The organism is Kitasatospora sp. NPDC089797, from assembly GCF_040684795.1.
GTDB lineage: Bacteria > Actinomycetota > Actinomycetes > Streptomycetales > Streptomycetaceae > Kitasatospora.
Genome location: NZ_JBFBGS010000044.1, coordinates 59270 through 81812 on the forward strand (window position 1 = coordinate 59270; position 22543 = coordinate 81812).

17 protein-coding genes and 2 pseudogenes are annotated in these 22543 nt (G+C 73.8%); 3 read left to right on the forward strand and 16 right to left on the reverse strand.

Translation table 11 applies throughout. The annotated features are described in order from the left end of the window. Positions 1-193 precede the first annotated feature (193 nt). The 11 genes and pseudogenes from AB0O91_RS30040 to nrdR all read right to left on the reverse strand — a co-directional run bounded on the left by AB0O91_RS30040 (position 194) and on the right by nrdR (position 10620). Positions 194-1432, reverse strand: a complete 1239-nt coding sequence (locus AB0O91_RS30040) for a cytochrome P450 (RefSeq protein ID WP_363439557.1) — start codon at positions 1430-1432, stop codon at positions 194-196. Next, positions 1429-2199, reverse strand: coding sequence for an ATP/GTP-binding protein (locus AB0O91_RS30045; protein ID WP_363439558.1), 771 nt, complete (start codon positions 2197-2199; stop codon positions 1429-1431). The genes AB0O91_RS30040 and AB0O91_RS30045 overlap by 4 nt, the downstream gene beginning before the upstream one ends. Then, positions 2180-2548, reverse strand: a complete 369-nt coding sequence (locus tag AB0O91_RS30050; protein WP_363439559.1) for a DUF742 domain-containing protein — start codon at positions 2546-2548, stop codon at positions 2180-2182. Before AB0O91_RS30050 ends, AB0O91_RS30045 begins: the two co-directional genes overlap by 20 nt. Next, positions 2545-3039 (reverse strand): roadblock/LC7 domain-containing protein, encoded by a 495-nt coding sequence (locus tag AB0O91_RS30055; protein ID WP_363439561.1) that lies wholly within the window; start codon positions 3037-3039, stop codon positions 2545-2547. Before AB0O91_RS30055 ends, AB0O91_RS30050 begins: the two co-directional genes overlap by 4 nt. After that, entirely contained in the window at positions 3039-4871 is a 1833-nt protein-coding gene (locus tag AB0O91_RS30060) for an ATP-binding protein (protein WP_363439562.1), read from the reverse strand. The genes AB0O91_RS30055 and AB0O91_RS30060 overlap by 1 nt, the downstream gene beginning before the upstream one ends. Before the next feature lie 262 nt (positions 4872-5133). After that, positions 5134-5343: pseudogene (locus AB0O91_RS30065) on the reverse strand (Clp protease N-terminal domain-containing protein); the annotation flags it as partial. 168 nt (positions 5344-5511) lie between these two features. Further along, positions 5512-5703: pseudogene (locus AB0O91_RS30070) on the reverse strand (Clp protease N-terminal domain-containing protein); the annotation flags it as partial. Between the two features lie 3 nt (positions 5704-5706). Next, on the reverse strand, positions 5707-5943 hold the full coding sequence (locus AB0O91_RS30075; RefSeq protein ID WP_363439565.1) for an RNA polymerase subunit sigma-70: 237 nt from the start codon (positions 5941-5943) through the stop codon (positions 5707-5709). Positions 5944-6052: 109 nt separating this feature from the next. Further along, positions 6053-6814 (reverse strand): NAD(P)H-binding protein, encoded by a 762-nt coding sequence (locus AB0O91_RS30080; RefSeq protein WP_363439602.1) that lies wholly within the window; start codon positions 6812-6814, stop codon positions 6053-6055. Between the two features lie 157 nt (positions 6815-6971). Beyond that, positions 6972-9854, reverse strand: coding sequence for a vitamin B12-dependent ribonucleotide reductase (locus AB0O91_RS30085; protein WP_363439567.1), 2883 nt, complete (start codon positions 9852-9854; stop codon positions 6972-6974). A 268-nt stretch (positions 9855-10122) separates the two neighbouring features. Then, positions 10123-10620 carry a transcriptional regulator NrdR gene (gene nrdR / locus AB0O91_RS30090; protein ID WP_363439570.1) on the reverse strand — a complete coding sequence of 166 codons (498 nt, stop codon included), beginning with the start codon at positions 10618-10620 and terminating at the stop codon, positions 10123-10125. 438 nt (positions 10621-11058) lie between these two features. On the opposite strand from nrdR, the gene lexA reads away from it, so the two are divergent. Continuing rightward, entirely contained in the window at positions 11059-11844 is a 786-nt protein-coding gene (lexA, locus tag AB0O91_RS30095) for a transcriptional repressor LexA (RefSeq protein WP_363439605.1), read from the forward strand. A 108-nt stretch (positions 11845-11952) separates the two neighbouring features. Here the strand turns inward: lexA and AB0O91_RS30100 are convergent, their stop codons facing one another. Genes AB0O91_RS30100 through AB0O91_RS30120 form a run of 5 tightly spaced genes read right to left on the reverse strand, consistent with a single transcriptional unit; the run spans position 11953 to position 19728 of the window. Continuing rightward, a complete protein-coding gene (locus tag AB0O91_RS30100) occupies positions 11953-14091 on the reverse strand; it encodes an ATP-dependent DNA helicase (protein WP_363439573.1) in 2139 nt (712 codons plus the stop codon). 12 nt (positions 14092-14103) lie between these two features. Next, positions 14104-15927 (reverse strand): IucA/IucC family siderophore biosynthesis protein, encoded by a 1824-nt coding sequence (locus AB0O91_RS30105; RefSeq protein ID WP_363439576.1) that lies wholly within the window; start codon positions 15925-15927, stop codon positions 14104-14106. After that, on the reverse strand, positions 15905-17329 hold the full coding sequence (locus tag AB0O91_RS30110) for a SidA/IucD/PvdA family monooxygenase (RefSeq protein ID WP_363439579.1): 1425 nt from the start codon (positions 17327-17329) through the stop codon (positions 15905-15907). Before AB0O91_RS30110 ends, AB0O91_RS30105 begins: the two co-directional genes overlap by 23 nt. Positions 17330-17338: 9 nt before the next feature. Continuing rightward, a complete protein-coding gene (locus AB0O91_RS30115) occupies positions 17339-18010 on the reverse strand; it encodes a GNAT family N-acetyltransferase (RefSeq protein ID WP_363439608.1) in 672 nt (223 codons plus the stop codon). Beyond that, positions 17902-19728 carry an IucA/IucC family protein gene (locus AB0O91_RS30120; RefSeq protein ID WP_363439582.1) on the reverse strand — a complete coding sequence of 609 codons (1827 nt, stop codon included), beginning with the start codon at positions 19726-19728 and terminating at the stop codon, positions 17902-17904. The genes AB0O91_RS30115 and AB0O91_RS30120 overlap by 109 nt, the downstream gene beginning before the upstream one ends. 391 nt (positions 19729-20119) lie before the next feature. Here AB0O91_RS30120 and AB0O91_RS30125 point away from each other — a divergent pair, with 391 nt between their 5' ends. Then, the gene (locus AB0O91_RS30125; protein ID WP_363439585.1) at positions 20120-21319 is read left to right on the forward strand and encodes a hypothetical protein; all 1200 of its coding nucleotides are present in this window, start codon (positions 20120-20122) and stop codon (positions 21317-21319) included. Between the two features lie 27 nt (positions 21320-21346). Next, the gene (locus tag AB0O91_RS30130) at positions 21347-22504 is read left to right on the forward strand and encodes a hypothetical protein (protein ID WP_363439588.1); all 1158 of its coding nucleotides are present in this window, start codon (positions 21347-21349) and stop codon (positions 22502-22504) included. The last annotated feature ends 39 nt before the right edge of the window (positions 22505-22543 follow it).

The window sequence follows — 22543 nt, forward strand, 5'->3', positions numbered from 1 at the left end:
CTCTCCTGCAGATCAAGGGACTTCGAACGATTGTGCACGCACTGTGGATCTTGACCGGCCCGGCCCGGATCCGCAAGACGTGCCCCGCGCCGGGTCGGCCGACCGGGCCCCACTCCCACGCCCCGCGACCCTGGCACACCGGGCGGCCCTGGCAGACCGGGCGGACCGGGCGGTCCGCGCAGCCCCAACTGCCCTAGTGCCCCGGGGTGAACGACACCGGCAGCGCGACCAGCCCGCGCACCCAGGCCGACGGCCGCCACACCAGCGCGTGCTCGGCCACCGCCAGCCGCAGGTCCGGCAGCCGGTCCAGGAGCACCTCGATCGCCGTGGTGGCGATCACCTCCGCCGTCTCCTGGGCCGGGAACGGACAACCGTGCTCGCCGTACGAGTAGCTCATGTGCGCCCGGTTCCCCTCCGCCGGACGGCCGTCGGCCTCGCGCACCGCCGGGTCCGCGTTCGCCCCCGCGATGCCGAGCAGCAGCATGTCCCCCTCGGCGATCCGCTGACCGCCCAGCTGGGTGTCCCGCACCGCCCAGCGGCCGGCGAAGATCTGGGTCGGGGTGTCCTCCCAGAGCGCCTCGTTGAGCGCCTGGCTGATGCTGCGCCGCCCGCCGGCCAGCGAGGCGGCGAACCGCTCGTCGGTGAGCATCAGCCGCAGCGCGTTGGAGATCCAGTACGAACTGGGCTGGTGACCGGCGATCAGCAGCACCCGCAGGTCGCGCATCACCTCGTCCCGGGTCAGCTCCGCCGGGTGCGACAGCATCCGCGAGGCCACGTCGGCGCCCGGGTACTCGGCCTTCTCCTCGACCAGCGCCTGCATCAGCTCCAGCAGCCGCTGGGCGCCGGCCGGAGCGTCCGCACCGCCGTCCAGCATCGCCAGCAGCGCCGTGATCAGCTGCGGTGCCTGCTCCTCGTCCAGACCCAGCGCCCGGCACAGCACCAGCAACGGCATCCGGTGCGCGTACTCGGCGACCAGGTCCGCCTCACCGCGCCCGGCGAACTCGTCGATCAGCCCGTCGGCGATCTCCTCGGCGTGCTTGCGCAGCTCGTACGGGTCGATCCCGGCCAGCGCGTCGGTGACCGCCCGGGAACGGCGGACGTGCTCCTCGCCCTCGGCGTACAGGATCGACGGCACCGGGGCCATCATCGGCTTCAACGGCCAGTCGGCGGGCAGGGTCGCCCAGGCGTGCCAACGGCCGGAGTCCCGGCCGTACAGCTGCGGCTGGCCGGTGACCTGCTGCAGCTCCCGGTAGCCGATGACCAGCCAGGCGGGCACTCCGCCGGCCAGCTCGACCGGGGCGACCGGTCCGTGTGCGGCGCGCAGCTCGCGGTAGAGCTGGGCGGGATCGGTCTGGAAGCGCGGCCCGTACAGCGGCGTGGCGCCGGCGTGCGCCGGGCAGCCCGGGGGCGGGGTGGCGGCGGGCTCGGTCACGGGGTGCTCTCCTCGTAGATCGCTTCGAGTGCTCCGGCGGTGGCGGTGGGCGCGGCGGGCGCGGCGGGCGCGGTGGGCGCGGTGGTGACGGTGGGCCCGGTACCGACCCCGTCGGGCGGCACGGCCACGGCCACGGCACCGGCCTCCGCCAGGTCGTCGGGCCCGGCACCGGCGAGGGCGGCCAGGTGGTGGACCAGGTCGATCAGCACCCGCTTGCCGGACTCCCGGTCGCGGGCGTCACAGTCCACCAGCGGCACCTCCGGCGGCAGGTCCAGGGCCTCCCGGACCTGCTCCAGGGTGTGGCCGGGCTCGCCGAAGTTGTTCCGGGCGACGATGAACGGCGTGCCGTGGTGCTCCAGCCGGTCGATCGCGTACCAGGAGTCCTCCAGCCGCCGGGTGTCCACCAGGACCACCGCGCCCAGGGCACCGCTGAACAGCCGGTCCCAGAGGAACCAGAAGCGCTCCTGCCCGGGCGCGCCGAACAGGTAGAGCACCTGCCGCTCGGACAGCGTGATCCGGCCGAAGTCGAAGGCGACCGTGGTGGAGCGCTTGCCCCAGCTGCCCTCCGGATCGACGCCCTCCCCCGCCCGGGTCATCACCTCCTCGGTGTTCAGCGGGCGGATCTCGCTGACCGAACCGACCAGGGTGGTCTTGCCGACCCCGAAACCGCCGACCACCACGATCTTCAGCGCGTTGTCGGCGGTCGCCCGCAGCGGGGTGCGCACCGCGGACCGGTCGTCCCCGAGGTCAGAGCCGTTGGAGGCCATGCAGCACCTGCTTCAGCGTGTCGAGGTCGGGCAGCCGGGCCTTGTTCGGCGCGAACCTGGGGTGGCGCGCGGTGACCGCGCCGGACTCCAGGAGGTCGCCGAGCAGGATCTTCACCACCGAGATCGGCAGGGAGAGCTCCGCCGCCACCTCCACGACGGCGGTCGGGGCCTCGCACAGCCGCAGGATCCGGGCGTGCTCCGACTGCATCCCCGGCGCCGGCTGCCGCTCCGCGACGATCAGGGTGACCAGGTCGAAGGCGTTCTCCGGGGAACGGCTCCGGCCCCCGGTGATGGTGTAGAGGCGGTCCGGGTCGTCGTCGCGGCCCGGCAGCACCGGCCCGGCGTTCATATCCCGGCGCTCCCTCGTCCGGTGGCCCCGACGGCCTCCGCTCCCGCGTCCGCCTCCGGGCCCACCTCGGCGTTCGCCTCCGGGCCCGCGTCCGCATCGCGGGCCGGCGCGCTGAGGTGGATGCCGATCTGCTCGATCAGGCCGTGCATGTTGTGGCCGACCACGCCCACGTCCGCGTCGTCGTCGGTGACCACCGCGAGGTGCGCGCCCTCGCCCGCCGCCACGATGCAGAGGATGCCGCCGTGGAACTCGGTCATCGACTGCCGCACGCCGCCGCTGCCGTCGCCGAACTCGATCGAGGCGCCGTGCGCCAGGCTCTGCAGCCCGGAGGCGATCGCGGACAGCTGGTCGGCCTGGTCCGCGCTCAGCCCGGCGGTGTGGCAGAGCTTGAGGCCGTCGGCGGACAGCACCAGGGCGTGCCGGGTGCCGGGGGTTGCCGCCAGCAGGTTTTCCAACAGCCAGTCGAGGTCGCGTTCGGGGGCGCTGCTCATCAGGAGTCCTTCTCGGTGACGGGGGAAGCGTCGGGCGTGGTGTCGGGGTCCGCGGTCGATGTCGAGGCCGACGTCGTCGTCTGCGTCGGCTGGGCCGGCTGGACCGGCCCGGATGCGGGCAGGGCCGGCTGGGCGGACCTGCGGAAGGCGCCGAACCGGGCGGCGGCGCGCGCCGCGTCGGTCCGTACGGGCTTCGCGGCCGGGGCCGCCGCGGTGGCGGTGGCCATCGTCTGTCCGCGCCGCCGCTGCGGCAGACCGCTGTCGGTCATCCGGGCGGGTGCCGAAGGAGTCCGGGCGGGCGCCGACGGGGTCGGGGCGGGTACGGCGGGGGCGAGGGGCGCGGCGATCACGGCGGGAGTTCCCGGAGCGGGCGGGGCGCTCGACACCCGCGAGGCGCTGGGCGCGGGCGGCAGGGAGGCGGGCGCCGGGCGGGCCGGGGTGAGCGCGGGGCGCACGGACTCCGCGGCGGGCGCGGAAGCCCGGACGGGCGCTGCCTCGGGAGCCGTGGCGGGCGTCGGAGCCGGGTGGGTGACCAACTGCTGCGGGATCAGCATCACCACCCCCGTACCACCGCGCGCCGACGGCCGGAAGGAGATCTGCAGCCCGTGCTTGCGCGCCAGCACCCCGACCACCGCGAGGCCCAGCCGGGTACCGGCGGACAGCGTGGCGAGGTCCAGCGGCTCGGCGGAGACGGCACGTTCGGCCCGGCGCAGCCAACTGTCGCTCAGGCCCAGCCCGCTGTCCTCGACGGTGACCGCCAGACCGGCCGGCACCTCCTCGACGTAGACGTGCACCTCGGCCGGCGGGGCGGAGAAGTTGGTGGCGTTGTCCAGCAGTTCGGCCAGCGCGTGCATCACACCCTCGGCCGCGAACCCGGCCACCGCGGCGGTGCTGGCGTTGTGCAGCCGGACCCGCTGGTAGGCGCCGATCCGGCCGAGCGCGCCGCGCAGCACCGACTCCACCGCGATCGGCTTGGCCCAGCGGCGACCGGAGCGGGCGCCGGTGAGCACCGCGATGCTGTCGGCCATCCGGCCCGCCTGGGCGGTCGAGTGGTCCAGGCGGAGCAGGTCGCCGAGGACCTCCTCGTCGTGCCGGTGCTGCATCTCGCGCAGTTCGGCGTGCATGCTCGTGGCCAGTGCCTGGACCCGGCCGGCAGCGGTCGCGCAGACCGCCAGCGCGGCGGCCCGCAGCCGCTCGCCCCGGCCGATCTCCTCCCCGACGGCGCGCAGCAGCGCGTACTGGGGGTGCTTGCGGTACGCGGACAGCGCACTGTCCACGGCCGCGCCCCCGCGAAGCTTCTGCACCACCTCGGGCAGGACACCCGCGGGGATCCGCTCCAACTCGGCCCGCTCGGCGGCGGACCGCTCCCGCTCTTCCTCCGCCCCGGCCCGCTCGGCGTCCAGCTCGGTGCGCAGCCGGGCCAGCTCGGCGTGCGCGGCCGTGACGTCCGCCTCGATCCGGGCCTGCTCGGCGCGGGCCGCGTCCCGTTCGACCAGGGCGGCCGCGGCCCGGTCCAGGGCGGCCGTCTCCGCCTGCCGGGCGGTGCCGGCGGCGACCAGCGCGGCGCGGGTCTCCTCGTGCTGGGCGGCCAGGTCCTCGGTGAGCCGGCGGGAGCGCTCGGCACCGCTCGCGGCCTGGCCGACCGCGATCAGCCAGAGCACCGCCACCGCGGCCACGGCGAGGGCGGTGACCGGCTGGTGGGCGTGCAGGGCCCGGCCGATCCCGACCGGCGCGGCGACCAGCGCCAGCAGGACGGCGGCTGCGGTCAGGGCGGTGGTGCGCGGCGCGGGGCGACGGCGCGGCCGACCGTCGGGGCTGGTGGCTTCTCTCATCGGTGCGGTCCTCGGCAACGTCGGCGGGCGGCGGCGCGGGCGGCGGGTCGGCGACGGTTGCGGCCGCCGACAGCTGGTCGGGCGCATACCAGACCGCCCGGTGACGTCGTGAAACATCTCCGGGCGGCTGATCGGTTCACGCTTTCGGCCGATCATATCGATTCAGACATTGGCCTCAAGCCGCTAGTTGACGGTCAATCTCCTTACATTCACGTCGGGCACACCCCGCAGCGACACTTTCCACCCCGACCGGCACCGCGACTCAGGCCAGTTCGGCCTCCACCGCCCGCCGGACGGCCGTCGGCTCCAGCCCGTGCTCCGCGATCACCAGCACCCCGAGCCCTTCGCCCTCGCGGAGCACTCCGAGCAGCAGGTGCCCCACCCCGATCTCCTTCGACTTCAGTCGCAGCGCCTCCCGCAGCGACAGCTCCAGCGCCTTCTTCGCCGGGGAGGAGAACGGGATGTGGCCGGTCACGACCCCGTCGGCGGAGGGGCGGAACCGGCCCCAGCGCTTCCGCCCCTCCTCCGGCGGATCGTCCAGCGCGCCCTCGCCGAAGGCCGCCTCGACCGCCTCGCGGACCGCGTCGAGGTCGACCCCGATCGTGGCCAGGACCTGCTGGTCGCCCTTCCCCCGCAGGCGGCGCAGCGCCTGCCGCGCCGCCTCCTGGTCCAGCCCGGCCTCCGCCAGCACGGCGAGGACCGGCTCCTCCGGCTGCTCCAGGATCCCCAGCAGGAGGTGCTCGGTGCCGACCCGGTCGTGCCCCAGCTGCCTGGCCTCCTCCTGCGCGATCACCACAGCCCGCCGGGCTCCTCGGGTGAACCGTTCGAACATCGCTCAGCCTCCGTTCTCGCCCTTGCCGGGCCCCCGTCGTGCGTGCTTCTTGTGCACCGCCTGCCTGGTCACCCCGAGGCAGACCGCGATGTCCTGCCAGGACCACCCCTGCGACCGGGCGTTTCCCACCTGGAGGGCCTCCAGGCGGTCCGCCAGGTCCCGCAGGGCGCGGACCGCCCGGAGCCCGACGGCGGGGTCACGACTGCTCGCGGCGGCCGCGAGCTCTCCGCTCTCGCTCATGCTGTCAACCATGGTTGACAGTCGCGCGAATGTCAACCCTGGTTGACACACGCGGGACGGGGAACCGTTGGGACGGGGGACGGATGGCTCGCCGCAACGGCCGGGTCGCTCACCCGAACCGTCGCGCCAGGGCCTCCTCGAAGCCCCGCTCCCCCACCGCCCGCTCCGGCACCGTGAGCCCACCCGCCCGCAACGACCGGCCCAACGCCCCCGGCACCGGCAGCGGCACCAGCACCCGCCGCCGGCCCGCCGCCCGCAGGTACGCCCCGGCCAGCTCCCGGTACGTCCACACCCGCGGCCCGCCCACCTCCGGCGCGAACCCGGCCGGCTCCCGCCCCACCAGCTCCGCGACCCGCGCCGCCACCTCCCGGACCTCCACCGGCTGGATCCGGGCACCGCCCGCCACCGGGAACACCGGCAACCGCGCGCTCAGGTCGAAGGCCTCCAGCACCAGGTCGTGGAACTGCGTCGCCCGCAGCACCGTCCACCCCACCCCGGACTCCCGCACCACCCGCTCGCAGGCGAGCTTCGCCCGGTAGTACCCGAGCGGCACCCGGTCGATCCCCACGATCGACACGTACACCAGGTGCCCCACCCCGGCCCGCCGGGCCTCCGCCGCCAACCGCCCGACCGCCGCCACGTCCCTCCGCCCCCGGGTGGTCGCGCAGTCCACCACCGTCGCCACCCCGGCGACCGCCGCCGCGACGCCCGCCCCGGTCACCAGGTCCCCCACCGCCCACTCGACCCCGTCCCCCGCCGCCCGGGGCCGCCGGCTCAACCCCCGCACCGCCACCCCGCGCGCCACCAGCAGCCGCACCACCTCCCGCCCCAACGTCCCCGTCGCCCCGGTCACCAGCACCGTCCCGACCATCACCGCACCACTCCTCCCGGAAGCCCCGACACCCCCTACGACCGACCGGCGACCGCCTTCGTGACATCAGCCCCCGGAACGCGGAAAAGCGGGGCGAGGACCGTGAAGTCCTCGCCCCGCTTCGGGGATTCACCTCAGGAGGTGAACACCGGATCCGTCAGCTGCAGCCGCTGGTGGAGCCGCAGCCCTCGCAGAGGTAGCAGCTGCCGGCGCGGCGCATCTTGGTGCCGCAGGAGAAGCAGAGCGGCGCGTCGGCGTTGAGGCCGAGCTGGATCTCCATCAGCTCCGTGGAGTTGTGGGCCTGCTTCGGGGCCGGGCTGGGGGCCTCGGCGGCCGCCGGGGCGGGCGCCGGCTTCGCGGCGGCGACCGGGGCGGACTGGGCGAGCGACTCGGTGTCGATCTCCTCGGCCTCCAGCGGCTCGTAGGAGCCGGTCTCCAGGTGCCGGGTGCGCTCCTCGACGGAGTGGATGCCGAGCGCCGAGCGGGTCTCGAACGGCAGGAAGTCCAGCGCCAGGCGGCGGAAGATGTAGTCGACGATCGACTGGGCCATCCGCACGTCCGGGTCGTCGGTCAGGCCGGCCGGCTCGAAGCGCATGTTGGTGAACTTGGAGACGTAGGTCTCCAGCGGCACGCCGTACTGCAGGCCGACCGAGACGGCGATGGAGAAGGCGTCCATCATGCCCGCGAGGGTCGAGCCCTGCTTGGACATCTTCAGGAAGACCTCGCCGAGGCCGTCGTCCGGGTAGGAGTTGGCGGTCATGTAGCCCTCGGCGCCACCGACCGCGAAGGAGGTGGTGATGCCCGGGCGGCCCTTCGGCAGGCGCTTGCGGACCGGGCGGTACTCGACGACCCGCTCGACCGCGGCGGCCGGGGCCTCCTCGGTCTTGTCCTCGGAGTCCTTCTTCTTGGCCGAGAGCGGCTGGCCGACCTTCGAGTTCTCGCGGTAGATGGCGAGCGCCTTGACGCCCATCTTCCACGCCTCGAAGTAGATCTCCTCGACGTCCTCGACGGTCGCCGCGGCCGGCATGTTCACGGTCTTGGAGATGGCGCCGGAGATCCAGGGCTGGATCGCCGCCATCATCCGCACGTGCCCCATCGGGGAGATGGAGCGCTCGCCCATCGCGCAGTCGAACACCTCGTAGTGCTCGGCCTTCAGCCCGGGCGCGTCCACCACGTTGCCGTGCTCGGCGATGTGGGCGACGATCGCCTCGATCTGCTCGTCCTGGTAGCCGAGGCGCTTGAGCGCGCGCGGGACGGTGCCGTTGACGATCTGCATCGAGCCGCCGCCGACCAGCTTCTTGAACTTGACCAGGGCGAGGTCGGGTTCGACGCCGGTGGTGTCGCAGTCCATCATCAGGCCGATGGTGCCGGTGGGGGCGAGCACCGAGGCCTGGGCGTTGCGGAAGCCGTTCTGGGCGCCGACGCGCAGCACGTCCTGCCAGGACTTGTTGGCCGCGAGCCAGACCGGGGCGTCCAGGTCGTCGAAGGAGACGGCGTCGAGCGAGGCGTCGGCGTGCTGCTTCATGACCTGCCGGTGGGCGGCCGCGTTGCGGGCGTAGCCGTCGTACGGGCCGACCACACCGGCGAGTTCGGCGCCGCGGCGGTAGGCGGTGCCGGTCATCAGCGAGGTGATGGCGCCGGCCAGGGCGCGGCCGCCCTCGCTGTCGTAGGCGTGGCCGGTGGCCATCAGCAGGGCGCCGAGGTTGGCGTAGCCGATGCCGAGCTGGCGGAAGGCGCGGGTGGTCTCGCCGATCTTCTCGGTCGGGAAGTCGGCGAAGCAGATGGAGATGTCCATCGCGGTGATGACCAGCTCGACGACCTTGGCGAAGCGCTCGGCGTCGAACGAGTCGTCGTCGCGGAGGAACTTCATCAGGTTCAGCGAGGCGAGGTTGCAGCTGGAGTTGTCCAGGTGCATGTACTCCGAGCACGGGTTGGACGCGTTGATCCGGCCGGACTCGGGGCAGGTGTGCCAGCGGTTGATGGTGGAGTCGTACTGGATCCCGGGGTCGGCGCAGGCCCAGGCGGCCTCGGCCATCTTGCGGAACAGCTTCTTGGCGTCGACGGTCTCGATGACCTCGCCGGTCATCCGGGCGCGCAGGCCGAACCCGGTGCCGTTCTCGACCGCGGTCATGAACTCGTCGTTGACGCGGACCGAGTTGTTGGCGTTCTGGTACTGGACGGACGTGATGTCGTCGCCGCCGAGGTCCATGTCGAAGCCCGCGTCGCGCAGGGCGCGGATCTTCTCCTCCTCCTTCACCTTGGTCTCGATGAAGGCCTCGACGTCGGGGTGGTCGACGTCGAGCACGACCATCTTGGCCGCGCGGCGGGTGGCGCCGCCGGACTTGATGGTGCCGGCCGAGGCGTCGGCGCCGCGCATGAAGGAGACCGGCCCGGAGGCGGTGCCGCCGGAGGACAGCAGTTCCTTGGAGGAGCGGATCCGGGAGAGGTTGAGGCCGGCGCCGGAGCCGCCCTTGAAGATCATGCCCTCTTCCTTGTACCAGTCGAGGATCGACTCCATGGAGTCGTCGACGGACAGGATGAAGCAGGCGCTGACCTGCTGGGGCTGCTTGGTGCCGACGTTGAACCAGACCGGCGAGTTGAAGCTGAACACCTGGTGGAGGAGGGCGTGGGTCAGCTCGTGCTCGAAGATCTCGGCGTCGTCCTTGGTGGCGAAGTAGCCGTGCTTCTCGCCGGCCGCGCGGTAGGTGAGCACCACGCGGTCGATGATCTGCTTGAGGCTCCACTCGCGCTGGGGGGTGCCGACGGCGCCGCGGAAGTACTTGGACGTGACGATGTTGACCGCGTTGACCGACCAGAAGTCGGGGAACTCGACGCCGCGCTGCTCGAAGTTGACCGAGCCGTCGCGCCAGTTGGTCATGACGACGTCGCGCCGCTCCCAGCGGACCGCGTCGTACGGGTGCACGCCAGGGGTGGTGTGGATGCGCTCCATCCGGAGACCGCCCTTCGGGGCCTTGGCGCCCTTGGCCGCGGCCTTCTCGGACTTCGACCCGCGTGCGGAACCGCTCGTGGTGTCTGTCACTTCTCGCTCCTCCTCCTGGGCAAACGCCCGAAGTGCCCCGAAAAGTCCGGGCACTGCTGGTTCGTTCTTCCGGCGTGCGGGCAGGCGGAGACCCCGCCCACTCGCGCACGTTTTGTCATGTTCTGTGCCCAGATTTCGGGCACGCCAGGGCCCACGCGGGGCCGGGTGTGGTGCTGAGGGCCCACGCGGGGCCCGGTGTGATGCCGAGGGCCCGCGGGGGCCTGTGCGGTGCTGGGGTCCGGGGGCCGAAGGAGCCCGGGTGCGCCGCCTAGGGCGCGGCGGCGGGAACGGGCACGCAGGTGCCGTCCGCCTCGGGCTCGGGTCGCTCGGCGCGGAGCTCCGCGATGGCGGCCTCGAAGTCCTCGAGCCCGTCGTACGCCTGGTACACGCTGGCGAAGCGCAGGTACGCGACCACGTCGAGTTCCTTGAGCGGGCCGAGTATGGCCAGCCCGACGTCGTGGGTGGTCAGCTCGGCGCTGCCGCTGGCGCGCACGCACTCCTCGACCCGCTGGCCGAGCTGGGCGAGGGCGTCCTCGGTGACCGGTCGGCCCTGGCAGGCCTTGCGGACCCCGGTGATGACCTTCTGCCGGGAGAACGGCTCGGTGACGCCGCTGCGTTTGATGACCATCAGCGCGGCCGTCTCCACGGTGGTGAAACGGCGACCGCAGTCCGGGCACTGTCGCCGACGGCGAATGCAGCTGCCGTCCTCGGTGGTCCGGCTGTCGACAACGCGGCTGTCGGAGTGCCGGCAGAAGGGGCAGTGCACCTCGGGATCCCTCCCTGGCAGGACGTGCGGACGGGTCGAGTCTATGCGATGCGCCCCCCGCATCGGCAAGCCGATCATGGGGCACGACCACTAGTACTGGGCACGGAGAGGACTCTAGCCACTACATCTAGGCCCCGGGGGGAAGCGGCACCCCTGGCGTGTCGGCGCCGATTAGACTTCCGGAGTCGACATCCGGTCGAACATTTACTCGATGTACAACAAAGCCTTGATCGAGTCAGCCAACTCCCGAATAATTCACTCGAACGTGTGTTTGGCGCAACCTTTCGATAGGAGGTGCGTTGGGCTGGAAAAGGGAGAGGACAGCCGTCGAGAGGGGCCGCCGTGAACACCATCGAAACCAACACCATCCCGGTGCAGGAACACTCCCAGTTCAAGGTGGGGCAGCGCACCACGAATCAGCAGAGCGTGGACATCAGCATGGACCGTAGCGAAGACCACCGCCTCTCCGGCCCGGCCGTCTCCACCACCGGCCGCGTCCCCGACCAGCCGATCGAGCACGCCCCCACGATGGACGACTCCCACCCCTCCCCGGCCCGCTCGATGCCCGGGCGACCCCCGGGCATCCGCACCGACGAGGCCGGCCTCACCGAGCGCCAGCGCCGGGTGATCGAGGTCATCCGCGACTCCGTCCAGCGGCGCGGCTACCCGCCGTCCATGCGCGAGATCGGCCAGGCCGTCGGCCTGTCCAGCACCTCCTCGGTCGCGCACCAGCTGATGGCCCTGGAGCGTAAGGGCTTCCTGCGCCGCGACCCGCACCGACCGCGCGCCTACGAGGTCCGCGGCGTCGAGGTGGCCCGCCCCAACACCGCCGAGACGGCCGGGCGCCCCTCCACCTCCTACGTGCCGCTGGTCGGCCGGATCGCCGCCGGCGGTCCGATCCTGGCCGAGCAGACGGTCGAGGACGTCTTCCCGCTGCCCCGCCAGCTGGTCGGTGAGGGCGAGCTGTTCGCCCTCACCGTGCGCGGCGACTCGATGATCGAGGCGGCCATCTGCGACGGGGACTGGGTCACGGTGCGCCGCCAGCCGGTCGCCGAGAACGGCGACATCGTGGCCGCGATGATCGACGGCGAGGCCACCGTCAAGCGGCTCAAGCGCGAGGACGGCCGGATCTGGCTGATGCCCCACAACCCGGCCTACGAGCCGATCAACGGCGACAACGCCACCATCCTGGGCAAGGTCGTCGCGGTGCTGCGCCGGCTCTGACCCGGAGGGCGGCACCCGCCGCCGCACACCACCGCCACATCACCGCACACCGGAGAGGGGCTCCACCGCGAGAGCGGGGAGCCCCTCCGGCGTTCCCGGGCGGCGGCCTCAGCCCCGCTTCGCCACCGGCCGCACCGGAGCCGCCGAGGCGTCGATCGCCGCCAGCGAGCGGCGCACCTGGTTCCGGTCCGTGGTGTACCAGAACTCCGGCATCGAGGACCGGAAGAAGCCCCCGTACCGCTTGGTCTCCACCCGCGGGTCGAGCACCGCGACCACGCCCCGGTCGTCCGCCGCGCGCACCAGCCGGCCCGCGCCCTGCGCCATCAGCAGCGCCGCGTGCGTCGCCGCGACCGCCATGAAGCCGTTCCCGCCGTGCTGTTCGACATCCTTCTGGCGGGCGCTCATCAGCGGGTCGTCCGGCCGCGGGAAGGGGATCCGGTCCATCACCACCAGCTGGCAGGCCGAGCCCGGCACGTCCACGCCCTGCCAGAGCGAGAGCGTGCCGAACAGGCAGGTGGTGGCGTCCGAGGCGAACTCCCGGATCAACTCGCCCAGGGTGTCCTCCCCCTGGAGCAGGACCCGGTGGTCCAGCCGCTCCCGCATCGCCTCGGCGGCGGCCTGGGCGCCGCGCATCGAGGAGAACAGGCCCAGGGTGCGCCCGCCGGCCGCGCCGATCAGCTCGGCCAACTCGTCCAGCATGTCCGGCCGTTCGGGATCCCGCCCGGGGTCGGCGAGGTGCTTGGCGACGTACAGGATGCCCTGCTTGGGGTACTTGAACGGGGAGCCGACGTCGATCCCCCGCCAGTACGGGACGGCGTCCTCCCCGTGGGCGGCCTCGCCGAACCCCGGCTCCGGGTTGTCCCCGGGCGTGCGCACGTCCGGCAGCCTGGTCTCCTTCGGCAGGCCGAGCGAGCCGGCCACGCCGTTGAAGTCCCCGCCGAGCTTGAGGGTGGCCGAGGTGAGGACGACCGAGCGCTCCTTGTACAGGCCCTCGCGCAGCAGCCCGGACACGCTCAGCGGGGCGACCCGCAGCGAGGCGGTGCCCAGCCCGTAGCGGTCGCTGCGCTCGATCCAGACCACGTCGTACTCGGAGCCCTCCAGCAGCCGGTCGGCGGTCTCGTGCAGGGCCTCGGCCGAGGCCATCGCCTGCTTGCGCACCGCGTCCTCGTCGCTGAGGCCCTTGTCCCTGGTCTCGCCGAGCGAGGTGATCACCTGGCGGGCGGCGTCCCGGATCGCGGTGACCGCGTAGGCCAGGTACTCGGGCAGTTCCTCGACCCGGCCGGGCTGGGCGGTCTCCATCAGGCCGTGGTAGTTCTCGGCGGCCGCCTGGAGCAGGTCGACGGCCTTCTCGTTGGCCAGCCGGGCCGCCCGCTTCACCGCCCGGTTGACGGCGCCGACGGTCAGCTCGGCGGTGGCCGCGCCGGTGACCCGGTTGACCAGCTCGTGCGCCTCGTCCACGATCAGCAGCCCGTGCTCGGGCAGCACCGGGGCGCCCTCGATCGCGTCGATCGCGAGCATCGCGTGGTTGGTGACCACCACGTCGGCGAGCTTGGCCCGCTCCCGCGCCTTCTCCGCGAAGCACTCCTGCCCGTACGCGCAGCGGGTCGCGCCCAGGCACTCCTTGGAGTTGACCGACAGCTGCGCCCAGGCCTTGTCCGAGACGCCGGGGCTCATGTCGTCCCGGTCGCCGGTCTCGGTCTCGTCGGCCCAGTCGCGCAGCCGCAGCACCTCCTGCCCGAGCTTCCCGGCGGGGCCGCCGAGCGCGTCGACCGGGTCGAAGAGGCCTTCGCCCTCCTCGCTCGGGGTGCCCTCGTTGGCGCGGTGCAGGCACAGGTAGTTGGAGCGGCCCTTGAGCATCGCGTACAGCGGGCGGCGGCGCAGCACCGGGTGGAGCGCCTCGACCGTGCGCGGCAAGTCCCGCTCCACCAGCTGGCGTTGGAGCGCCAGGGTGGCGGTGGCGACCACCACGCGGTCGCCGTGGGCGAGCGCGGGCACCAGGTAGGCGAGGGACTTGCCGGTGCCGGTGCCGGCCTGGACGAGCAGGTGCTCGGCGTGGTCGACGGCGTCGGCGACGGCCTCGGCCATCCGCACCTGGCCGGGGCGCTCGACGCCGCCGACGGACTCGACCGCGGCGTGCAGCAGCTCGGGGATCCGCGAGCGCGGGACGGCGACGGCTTCCTCGGCTTCGTCGCCGGGGGCCGCCGCCCGCTGGGATTCAACGGCGTGGGATTCGGAGTCGTTCGTCATGACCCTTCCACCCTACGGGGCGGGGGTGACAATCCGGTCCCGTTGGGCGGGAACGCGCACCTCCACGCCGACCAGGGCGTTCGGCACCGTGCCGTGCCGGACGGCGTGCGGGCGGTGCGGGCGGTCCTGGTAGCCGTCCATGATCAGCCGGTTGCGGTTCAGGCAGAGCCGGTCGATCCGCGGCCGGAACAGGTCGAACAGCTCGAAGCGCTCGCCCAGCTCGGGGAAGCGCTCCTGGTAGCGCCGGATCTCCGCGCCCAGCAGGGCCCAGAACTCGGTCTCGGCGAGGTCGGCCTGCGCCTCCAGCAGCGGGGCGAGGTAGCGCAGGACGCCGATGAACAGCCCGGAGTGGAGGAACTGGCAGAGCCCCTGGGGGTCGTCGCGGAGCAGCACGTCGGCGACCTCGGCGGGCAGCCCGCGCAGCTCGGGGAGGTCCTGGTCGCTGAGGTTGACGTCGTCGACGAAGTCCTTGACCGCGAGCCGGACCGGGGTGTCCCGGTCGTCGAAGACCACGATGGCGTTCTCGCCGTGCGGGGAGAAGACCAGTCCGTAGCGGTAGAGGAAGTGCAGCAGCGGCGGCAGCAGCGCGGCGAACAGCCGACCGGTCCAGCGGGCGGGGGTGAGGCCGGAGCGGGCGATCAGTTCGACGGCGAGCGCCCGCCCGTCGGAGCCGGTCTGCAGCAGGGCCGCGAGGGTGCGGGCGCGTTCGCCGGCGGCGAGCGCGGGGCCGAGCGGTTCGCGCCAGATCGCGCCGAGCAGCTCCTTGTACTGGTACGGCGAGTCGGGCATCTCCCGGTAGAGCGGGTGGTCGACGGTGACGGAGGCGATCTCGCCGAGCAGGATCACCCGGCACTCGTCGCGCAGGTACGGGTCGGCGTCCCGCAGCCCGTGCAGCCAGGCGGTGACGGCGGGCGCGGCGAGGGTGCGCTCGACCGGCAGCCCGCGCCAGACCAGGGTGTTGAGGACGGACAGCGGCAGCTTGACCGTGCAGCGCTCGGGGTGGGCGGTGTTGAAGAAGGAGCGGATGGACTGCTGGGGCAGCCGTGGGTCGCCGTCCGAGCCGAGCGGGACGATCTCGCCGGAGGCGATCCAGGGCGCGAACAGCGTCAGGACCGTCTCGTCCCACTGCCAGGGGTGGACCGGCAGCAGCAGGTAGTCGTCGTCGTCCGCGCCGAGCGGGGCGCGCAGCGCGTCGACGTCGTCCAGCTCGCGGGCGTACAGCTGCTCGGGCCGCTCCAGGCCGGGCACCCCGCGGTACTCGGCGAGCCGGCGGTGGACGGCGATCCAGGGCAGCGGGCGCGGGTTGCGGGCCTCCGGGGCCCAGCGGGCGGCGTCGGTGCCGGAGAAGCCGATCCGGCCCTTGTTGGGGACGATCCACGGGTGGCCGGTCTGCCGGCCCTCCAGTGCGGGGTGGTCGAGTTCGGCGAGTTCGGCGGCGGTGAGCGCGGTGGCGAGCTGGCGGGCGTCGGCGGTGAGGGTGGCGGAGAGCTCGCGGACCAGGTGGGCGGTGGTCTCGCCGCGCATCCCGAGGGCGTCCCGGGCGTACGGGAGGAAGCGCAGCGGGTCGAGGCCGTCCGGGCGGGAGCAGCGGATCGACTCCGGGTCGACCTGCCAGCCGTCGTAGGCGCCGCGCCGCGCGGCGAAGCGGTACTCGGCCTCGGGCAGCTTCAGCAGGTACTCGCCGTCGAGGGCGCCCGGGACGGGACGGAGCAGGTCCTCGTAGGCGAACTCGCCGAGCATCTTGGCCAGCAGGGCACGGCCGGCCCGCTGCCAGTGCCCGGCGGTGAGGTGCGGGGGCAGGTAGAGCGGCGGTTCAGCGGCCGACGGTTGCGGCACGGGTCAGCTCCTGGGGGCGGGGGACGACGGGCGTCCGGGCGGAGGTCTGGGCGGGGGTCGTCGCGGGGTCCTGCGCCGGGGTGGCGGGCCCGGGCGGGGCGAAGCCCGTCCAGGCGGTGCGGCCGGGCAGCCGGTGGACGGTCCGGCCGGTGACGGCGTTGAGGATCACGGCGGCCCGGTGGGCGCCGAGGCCGAGGTCCGGGGTGCCGACGCCGTGGGTGTGCAGTTCGGCGTTCTGGACGTAGAGGCCGCCGGTGAGCTCGGGCCGGGTGGCGACCCGGTGGTCGAGGTCGACCCGGTAGCGCCCGGACTCGTCCCAGTCGATCAGCGGGGCGAGCGGTTCGAGCGCGGCCGGGCGGGCGGCCCGGTAGCCGGTGGCGAGCACCACGGCGTCGGTGCGCAGCACGTGCTCGGCACCGGAGTCGGTGTGCCGCAGGCGCAGTTCGAGGCCGCCGCAGGGCCCCGGGCGGGCCTCGGTGACGGCGGTGCCGGGGGTGATCTCGACCGGGGCGGCGTCGATCGGGCGGCCGATGGTGCGCTCGTAGAGGTGGTCGTGGATCTCGGCGAGGGTCTCGGCGCTGGCGGCCTTGTGCAACTGCCACTGGGCGCTGACCAGGGCGTCCCGGACCGGGGCGGGCAGGCCGTGGAAGTAGCGGGTGTAGTCGGGGGTGAAGTGTTCCAGGCCGAGCTTGGAGTACTCCATCGGGGCGAGCGCCCTGGTCCGGGTGAGCCAGCGGAGCCGGACGCCGTCGCCCTCGTGGCGGCGGAGCAGGTCGAGGAAGATCTCGGCGCCGGACTGTCCGCTGCCGACCACGGTGATGTCCCGGGCGCCGGCCAGCTGGCCGCGGCGGTCCAGGTACTCGGCGGAGTGGAAGGCCCCCGGGTGGTCCGCCAACCCGGCGAAGGCCTCGGGGAGCACCGGCCGGGTGCCGACGCCGAGGGCGAGGTTGCGGGCCAGTGCGGTGGAGCGCCGTCCGGTCGCGGTGTCGGTCGTCTCGACCCGGAACAGCGGGCCCTCCCGGTGCAGGGCGGTGACCTCGGTGCCGAAGCGGCAGTTGGGCAGCCCTTCGGCGGCCCAGCGGCAGTAGTGGTCGTACTCCCGGCGGGTCAGCTGGAAGCGTTCGGCGAAGTAGAACGGGAACAGCCGGTCCTGGGCGCGCAGGTAGTTGAGGAAGGACCACGGGTTGGTCGGGTCCACCAGCGAGACCAGGTCGGCGAGGAAGGGCACCTGCATCCGGGCTCCGTCCACCAGCATGCCGGGGTGCCAGCGGAACTCCGGGCGCTGGTCGAGGAAGAGCGTGCGCAGGCCGGGTACGGGCTCGGCGAGGGCGGCGAGCGAGAGGTTGAACGGGCCGATGCCGACGCCGATCAGGTCGTACGGAGGGGGTGTCGAGGTGTCCACAGGGCTGTCCTAGGCAGGGGGTGAGTCTCGGTCGCGGACCATCAGGGCGGCGCGTTTGTCGGGCAGGTCCAGTTCGGCGGCGGCCCGGAATCCGGCCCGTTCGAAGGACCGGACCGAGCGCCGGTTGCGGACGTCGGGCTCGGCCACCACCCGCCGGCAGTGCGGTCTCCGGCGGAGGATCAGGGCGGCGACGGCGTCCAGCAGCGGGGCGCCCAGGCCGCGGCCGCGGCTGGCGGCCGGGCCGAGCAGCAGGTGCACCCCGGTGTCGTGGGGGCTCGCCGGGTAGTGCCCGGCGAGCGGGTCGAGGTCGGCGCGGTAGACCTCCCAGTAGCTCATCGGCAGGCCGTCGAGCAGGCCGAGGCAGGGCACGCTGCTCCCGTCGCCGTCGAGTTGGGCCCGGACGTGCCGTTCGGTGACCGCGGGCGGTCCGGCGAGCGCCCAGTACTCGTCCACCTCGGGGTCGTTCATCCACCCGGTGAGCAGTGCCAGGTCGGCGGGCAGCCGGACCGGGGCGAGCCGGAACCGGCCGGCCGGGGTGGGGACGTCGCCCCACCCGGGCAGGTCGTCCAGCATCAGGCCCCCGCCAGCGGGTTGGGGATGTCCACGTACACGGACTGGGTGGCGACCGGGCCGACCAGTTCGTCCAGGCCGTTGATCCGGGTGAGCAGGTTGGCCTTGCAGGGCAGGGTGGGCGCGTCCAGCAGCAGCGCGGGCAGTGCCGAGCCGGTGGCGGCCGCGCGCGGCCCGGCCAGGAACCGGCGCAGCCCGGCCAGCAGCACGGTCTCGTCGGCCAGCCCCTGGGAGCCGAGGGCGCCGACCAGTCCGAGCACGTGGTTGATGCCGAGGTAGTAGGCGAAGTGGTGGTCGATGACCGGGTCGGGCAGGAAGGTGTCGCTGTGCGCGCCGAGTCCGGGCAGCCGGGCGGTCAGCCGTTCGGCGGCGCTCTCCCGGTAGTAGAAGCCCTGGTTGTCGCGGTAGCGGCCGCCGGTGGGCCAGCCCTCGCCGTCCAGCAGCACGATGCTGTTCTGCTGGTGCGCCTCCAGGGCGATGCCGCCCCGGCCGTCCAGCCAGAGGACGGGCAGCACGACGGCGTCCAGGTAACGCAGGAACCATTCAGCAGCCACGGTGCGCAGCGGGCGGCCGGTGCGGGCGGCGAGCGCGCGCAGGACGTCGCCGAGCCGGGACGGCACGGTGCCGGCCGGGCCGCCGGAGGCGCTGCCGTCCGGCTGTTCGGCGATCAGCCCGGCGACGCAGAGCGCGCGGTCGGTGGGCGCGAAGGGCTGGGCGCGCAGCACGGTGTCCAGGCCGCCCGGGTCGCCGAGGTCCGGGTGGTCGACGCCGATCCAGGCCGGGTCGCGGACGACGTCGAAGCCGGGGTGGGCGGCCCGCCACTCGGCGGCGAGCCCGCTCTCCAGCAACCGGTGCACCTCCAGTCCGCGGTGGAGCTCCTTGCGCAGGTTCTCCCGGCGGGAGTTGGTGATCCGCAGGCCGAGCGAGAGCTTGAGCATCCAGGGCGTGCCGGGCCGGTAGACGGTGCGCACCGAGGAGGTGGGGTACCAGGGCTCGCCGGCCGGGCCGAGGTCGTGCAGCAGCCCGTCGGCGAGCAGCGCGGCGACGGCCGGCCGGTGGGCGAGTTCGCGGGCCTGCCAGGGGTGCAGCGGCAGTGCGGCGGTGCCGGACGGCAGGGTGACGCGGTCGCCGAGCAGGGCGGCGGTGATCCGGTCGGCGCTCGGGGCGACGGCGGAGTCGGCGGCGAGCAGGGCGCGGTCGACGGCGTACCAGTGGACCTGGAAGGAGCCGTGGAGCTCGGGCGAGTAGGCGGCGCTCTGGGCCGGGCCGAGGCCGTCGCGGCTCTTCGGGGTGGGGTGCAGCGGGTGGCCGAGCAGCAGGGCCTGTTCGGCAGCGAGGAAGTGCGAGCGTTCCGGCCCGCCGGGTTCGGGGGCGGTGCGGTGGTGGGCGAGGATCTCGGCGGTGCGCACGACCGAGTCGGCGACCCGGGCGGCGAGGTCGGCGACCTGTCCGGGGTCGGGCCGGTCGGCGGCCGCGGCGGCGAGCAGGGCGGCCGCGGTGACGGCGTCCACCGGGGCGCTGCCGTCCTCCGCCGCCGGGTCCGTCCCCCCGGCGGCGAGGGTGGCCGGTCCGAACCGGTGCCAGCCGCCGGGCGACCAGTAGCGGACCGGGGCGGTGAGCCGGGCGGCACCGCCGAGGACCTCGATCCGCAGCCGGCCGTCCGGTCCGGGGCGGGCGCCGGTCTCCCGGGTCCAGCAGCGCAACAGGGCTTCCAGGGCGGCCTGTTCGGCGGCGACGGCGGGTTCCGGGTGCAGCAGCGGGTCCGGCCCGGCGGACCGGTCCGCGGTCGGCGGCGGGACGGGCGGTGCTCCGGTGAGGGCGGTGCTCAAGGCTGCTCCTTGGTGCGCGTGGGGTGCGGACGCGCGCTGGTGGCGGAGGGGTTCGGCGGGCGCTCGCACCGTCGCGTCAGGTAAGGGTTACCTATCCATGACGGGTGATCACAAGGACCACTCACTCGTCCGGGTGAAGATCGGTGATAGTGCGCCACCGGACCGGTCGGCCCTGCTGCGCGGACGAAGCGTCGGCCGGAGCGCCGACCGCCGGGCCGACCGGAGGGCCGGTCGGACGGACGGGGGAAGCCTCCCCGCATCACGGATCGGTGACCTCCGCTCAGCCCCGGAACCCGGGGGGCGGCCGCCGCCGTCCTGCACGGCGATGGAAGACTCCAGGGCGGCGAGCCGCCGTACCGAAGCCCGACCGAACGCAGGGGGAAGCGCACCGATGCCACCGATCCACCGGTCAGTCCTGGCCGCCGCCCTGGCCACCGGAACGCTGCTGGCCGTCAGCGCCTGCGGACCGGACGGCCCGGCGGGCCCCGACAGGTCCGCGGCGCCGCCGCCCACCGCGACCGTGAGCGCCTCCGCCACCTCCGGCGGCGGCGTGATCGGCGGGATCACCCTGCCGTCCGGCCTGCCGACCAGCCTGCTGGAGGGCCTGCCGAAGAGCTGGGACGACCTGAAGAAGTGGAAGTTCGACGACTGGGACAAGTGGGCGTCCAAGCACGTCTTCAACAACCCGGTGGTGAAGGACTTCTGGGACCCGGACAAGATGGGCGACGCCAAGCCCGCCGACCCGGCCCCGCCCACCGCGAAGCCGGCCCCGTCGACCCCGAAGCCGTCCACCGACGACGGCGTGACGGACCCCGAGCCGCCGGTGGTCAAGGCGGTCCAGGTGCCCCGCCCGTACCTCAAGCAGCCCTCCGGGAAGGTGTTCTTCTCCGCCCAGGGCGGCCGGGGCAACTGCTCGGCGACGGTGGTCGCCGATCCGCAGCACCCGGGCAAGAGCAACCTGGTCTGGACGGCCGCGCACTGCGTGCACGAGGGCAAGGGCGGCGACTTCTTCAAGGACCTGGTCTTCGTCCCCGCGTACAACAACTCCGGTGCCTCCAGCGGCGGCAAGAAGGCACCGCTGTCCGAGCTGGCCCCGCTCGGCACCTGGTGGGCGGACCAGGTGGTCACCTCCCCGCAGTGGATGGTCGAGGGCGGTCCGACCGGCGACGCCGCCAACCAGTACGACTTCGCCGTGATGCGGGTGCACAACCAGAGCGACACCGGCAAGTCCCTGGAGGAGACGGTGGGTTCGGCCGTCCCGGTGTGGTTCGACGCGCCCCGCGCCCAGCTCAAGGTCTCGGCGGTCGGCTACCCGCTGGTCAAGCCGTTCGACGGCCAGGAGCTGTACAAGTGCGACGGCGGCAAGCCCACCCGGCTGTCCTTCGACCCCAAGCGCCCGAGCATGCTGACGATCGGCTGCAACATGACCCAGGGCGCCAGCGGCGGCGGCTGGTTCGCCACCATGCCGGACGGGAAGACCGCCCTGGTCAGCAACACGTCGATCGGCACCCAGGAGCACACCTCGCTGAGCGGCCCGTACCTGGAGACGGTCGCCCGGCAGGCCCTGGACTGGATCTCCAGGAAGCAGTGACCGGCACCACCACGGGGGCACCTCGATTTGCGCACCATCAGCACCACCAGCACCGTCCGTGGCACCGGTGGCACCGGCAGGACCCGCGGACGGCGGGCCGCCACGGCCGGCGCCGCGCTGCTCGCCGCCCTGACCCTCACCGCGGCCGCCTGCGGGCCGGACAACCCGGCCGCCCCGGCCGGCCCGCCCGCGGCGCTGCCCAAGGCCGCGCCGACCAGCCTGGGCGACCTGAGCGGCTGGAAGCTGGAGGACTGGGCCCGGTACGTCGCCGACAGCGGCGCCCCGGGCCGGGCGGCGCCGGGCTACTGGACCACCGCCCGGACGGAGGCCGCCAAGGCCCGGCCGACCCCCGAGTACTCGCTGACCGCCGCCGCCCCGGACACCGTCCAGCGGGACGCCCCGCCGGCGGCCGTCCGGGCCCAGCCGCAGCCGCACCCGTACGGCCCGGACTCCGCCCTGGTCGGCAAGCTGCTGATGACCACGCCGCAGGGCGACGCGGTCTGCTCCGGCACGGTGGTCGCCGACCCGCTCAACCCGGGCCGCAGCGACCTGGTCTACACCGCAGCGCACTGCCTGCACGACGGCAGGGGCGGCGGCTGGGTGAGGAACCTGGCCTTCGTCCCCGGCTTCAACCGGGACGGCGGGGTGGTCCGCGGCAAGCCGTACGACGACCGGCAGGCCGCCCCCTACGGCCGCTGGACGGCGGTGCGCGCCCTGGTGTCGCCGACCTGGCTGCAGGAGGACGGGGTCGGCGCCCACGACCAGTACGACTACGGGATCGTCCGGGTGCGGCCCGAGTCCGGCTCCGGTCCGTCGCTGGAGGAGGCGGTCGGCGGTTCCGTCCCGGTCTGGTTCAACGCCCCGCGCGAGCAGGTCACCTCGGCCACCGCGTTCGGCTACCCGGTCGAGCGGCCCTTCGACGGCACCGAGCTGCAGCGCTGCGACTCCCCCGCCGCGCCGGGCCGGCTGTCCTTCGACCGCGCCCGCCCGCCGATGTACGTGATCGGCTGCACCATGACCGGCGGGGCGGGCGGCGGCGGCTGGTTCATCACCAAGGACGGCAAGCCCAACCTGGTCAGCGTCAGCGCGGTCGGCAACCGCGGCCCGGCCGGGTACCTGGCCGGACCGTCGCTCCAGGACCAGGCGAAGCAGGCCTTCGACTACTTCGCCAAGAACGTGAAGTAGTCCGCTTCGCCGAGAACGTGGAGCGGCCCCCGGACGGAT

Excerpts from the sequence above, each read along its gene's own strand:
- AB0O91_RS30045 (WP_363439558.1), bottom strand. The coding sequence starts at position 2,199 with ATGGCCTCCAACGGCTCTGACCTCGGGGACGACCGGTCCGCGGTGCGC.
- AB0O91_RS30050 (WP_363439559.1), bottom strand. The coding sequence starts at position 2,548 with ATGAACGCCGGGCCGGTGCTGCCGGGCCGCGACGACGACCCGGACCGC.
- AB0O91_RS30055 (WP_363439561.1), bottom strand. The coding sequence starts at position 3,039 with ATGAGCAGCGCCCCCGAACGCGACCTCGACTGGCTGTTGGAAAACCTG.
- AB0O91_RS30060 (WP_363439562.1), bottom strand. The coding sequence starts at position 4,871 with ATGAGAGAAGCCACCAGCCCCGACGGTCGGCCGCGCCGTCGCCCCGCG.
- AB0O91_RS30075 (WP_363439565.1), bottom strand. The coding sequence starts at position 5,943 with ATGAGCGAGAGCGGAGAGCTCGCGGCCGCCGCGAGCAGTCGTGACCCC.
- AB0O91_RS30080 (WP_363439602.1), bottom strand. The coding sequence starts at position 6,814 with ATGGTCGGGACGGTGCTGGTGACCGGGGCGACGGGGACGTTGGGGCGG.
- lexA (WP_363439605.1), top strand. The coding sequence starts at position 11,059 with ATGGACCGTAGCGAAGACCACCGCCTCTCCGGCCCGGCCGTCTCCACC.
- AB0O91_RS30100 (WP_363439573.1), bottom strand. The coding sequence starts at position 14,091 with ATGACGAACGACTCCGAATCCCACGCCGTTGAATCCCAGCGGGCGGCG.
- AB0O91_RS30125 (WP_363439585.1), top strand. The coding sequence starts at position 20,120 with ATGCCACCGATCCACCGGTCAGTCCTGGCCGCCGCCCTGGCCACCGGA.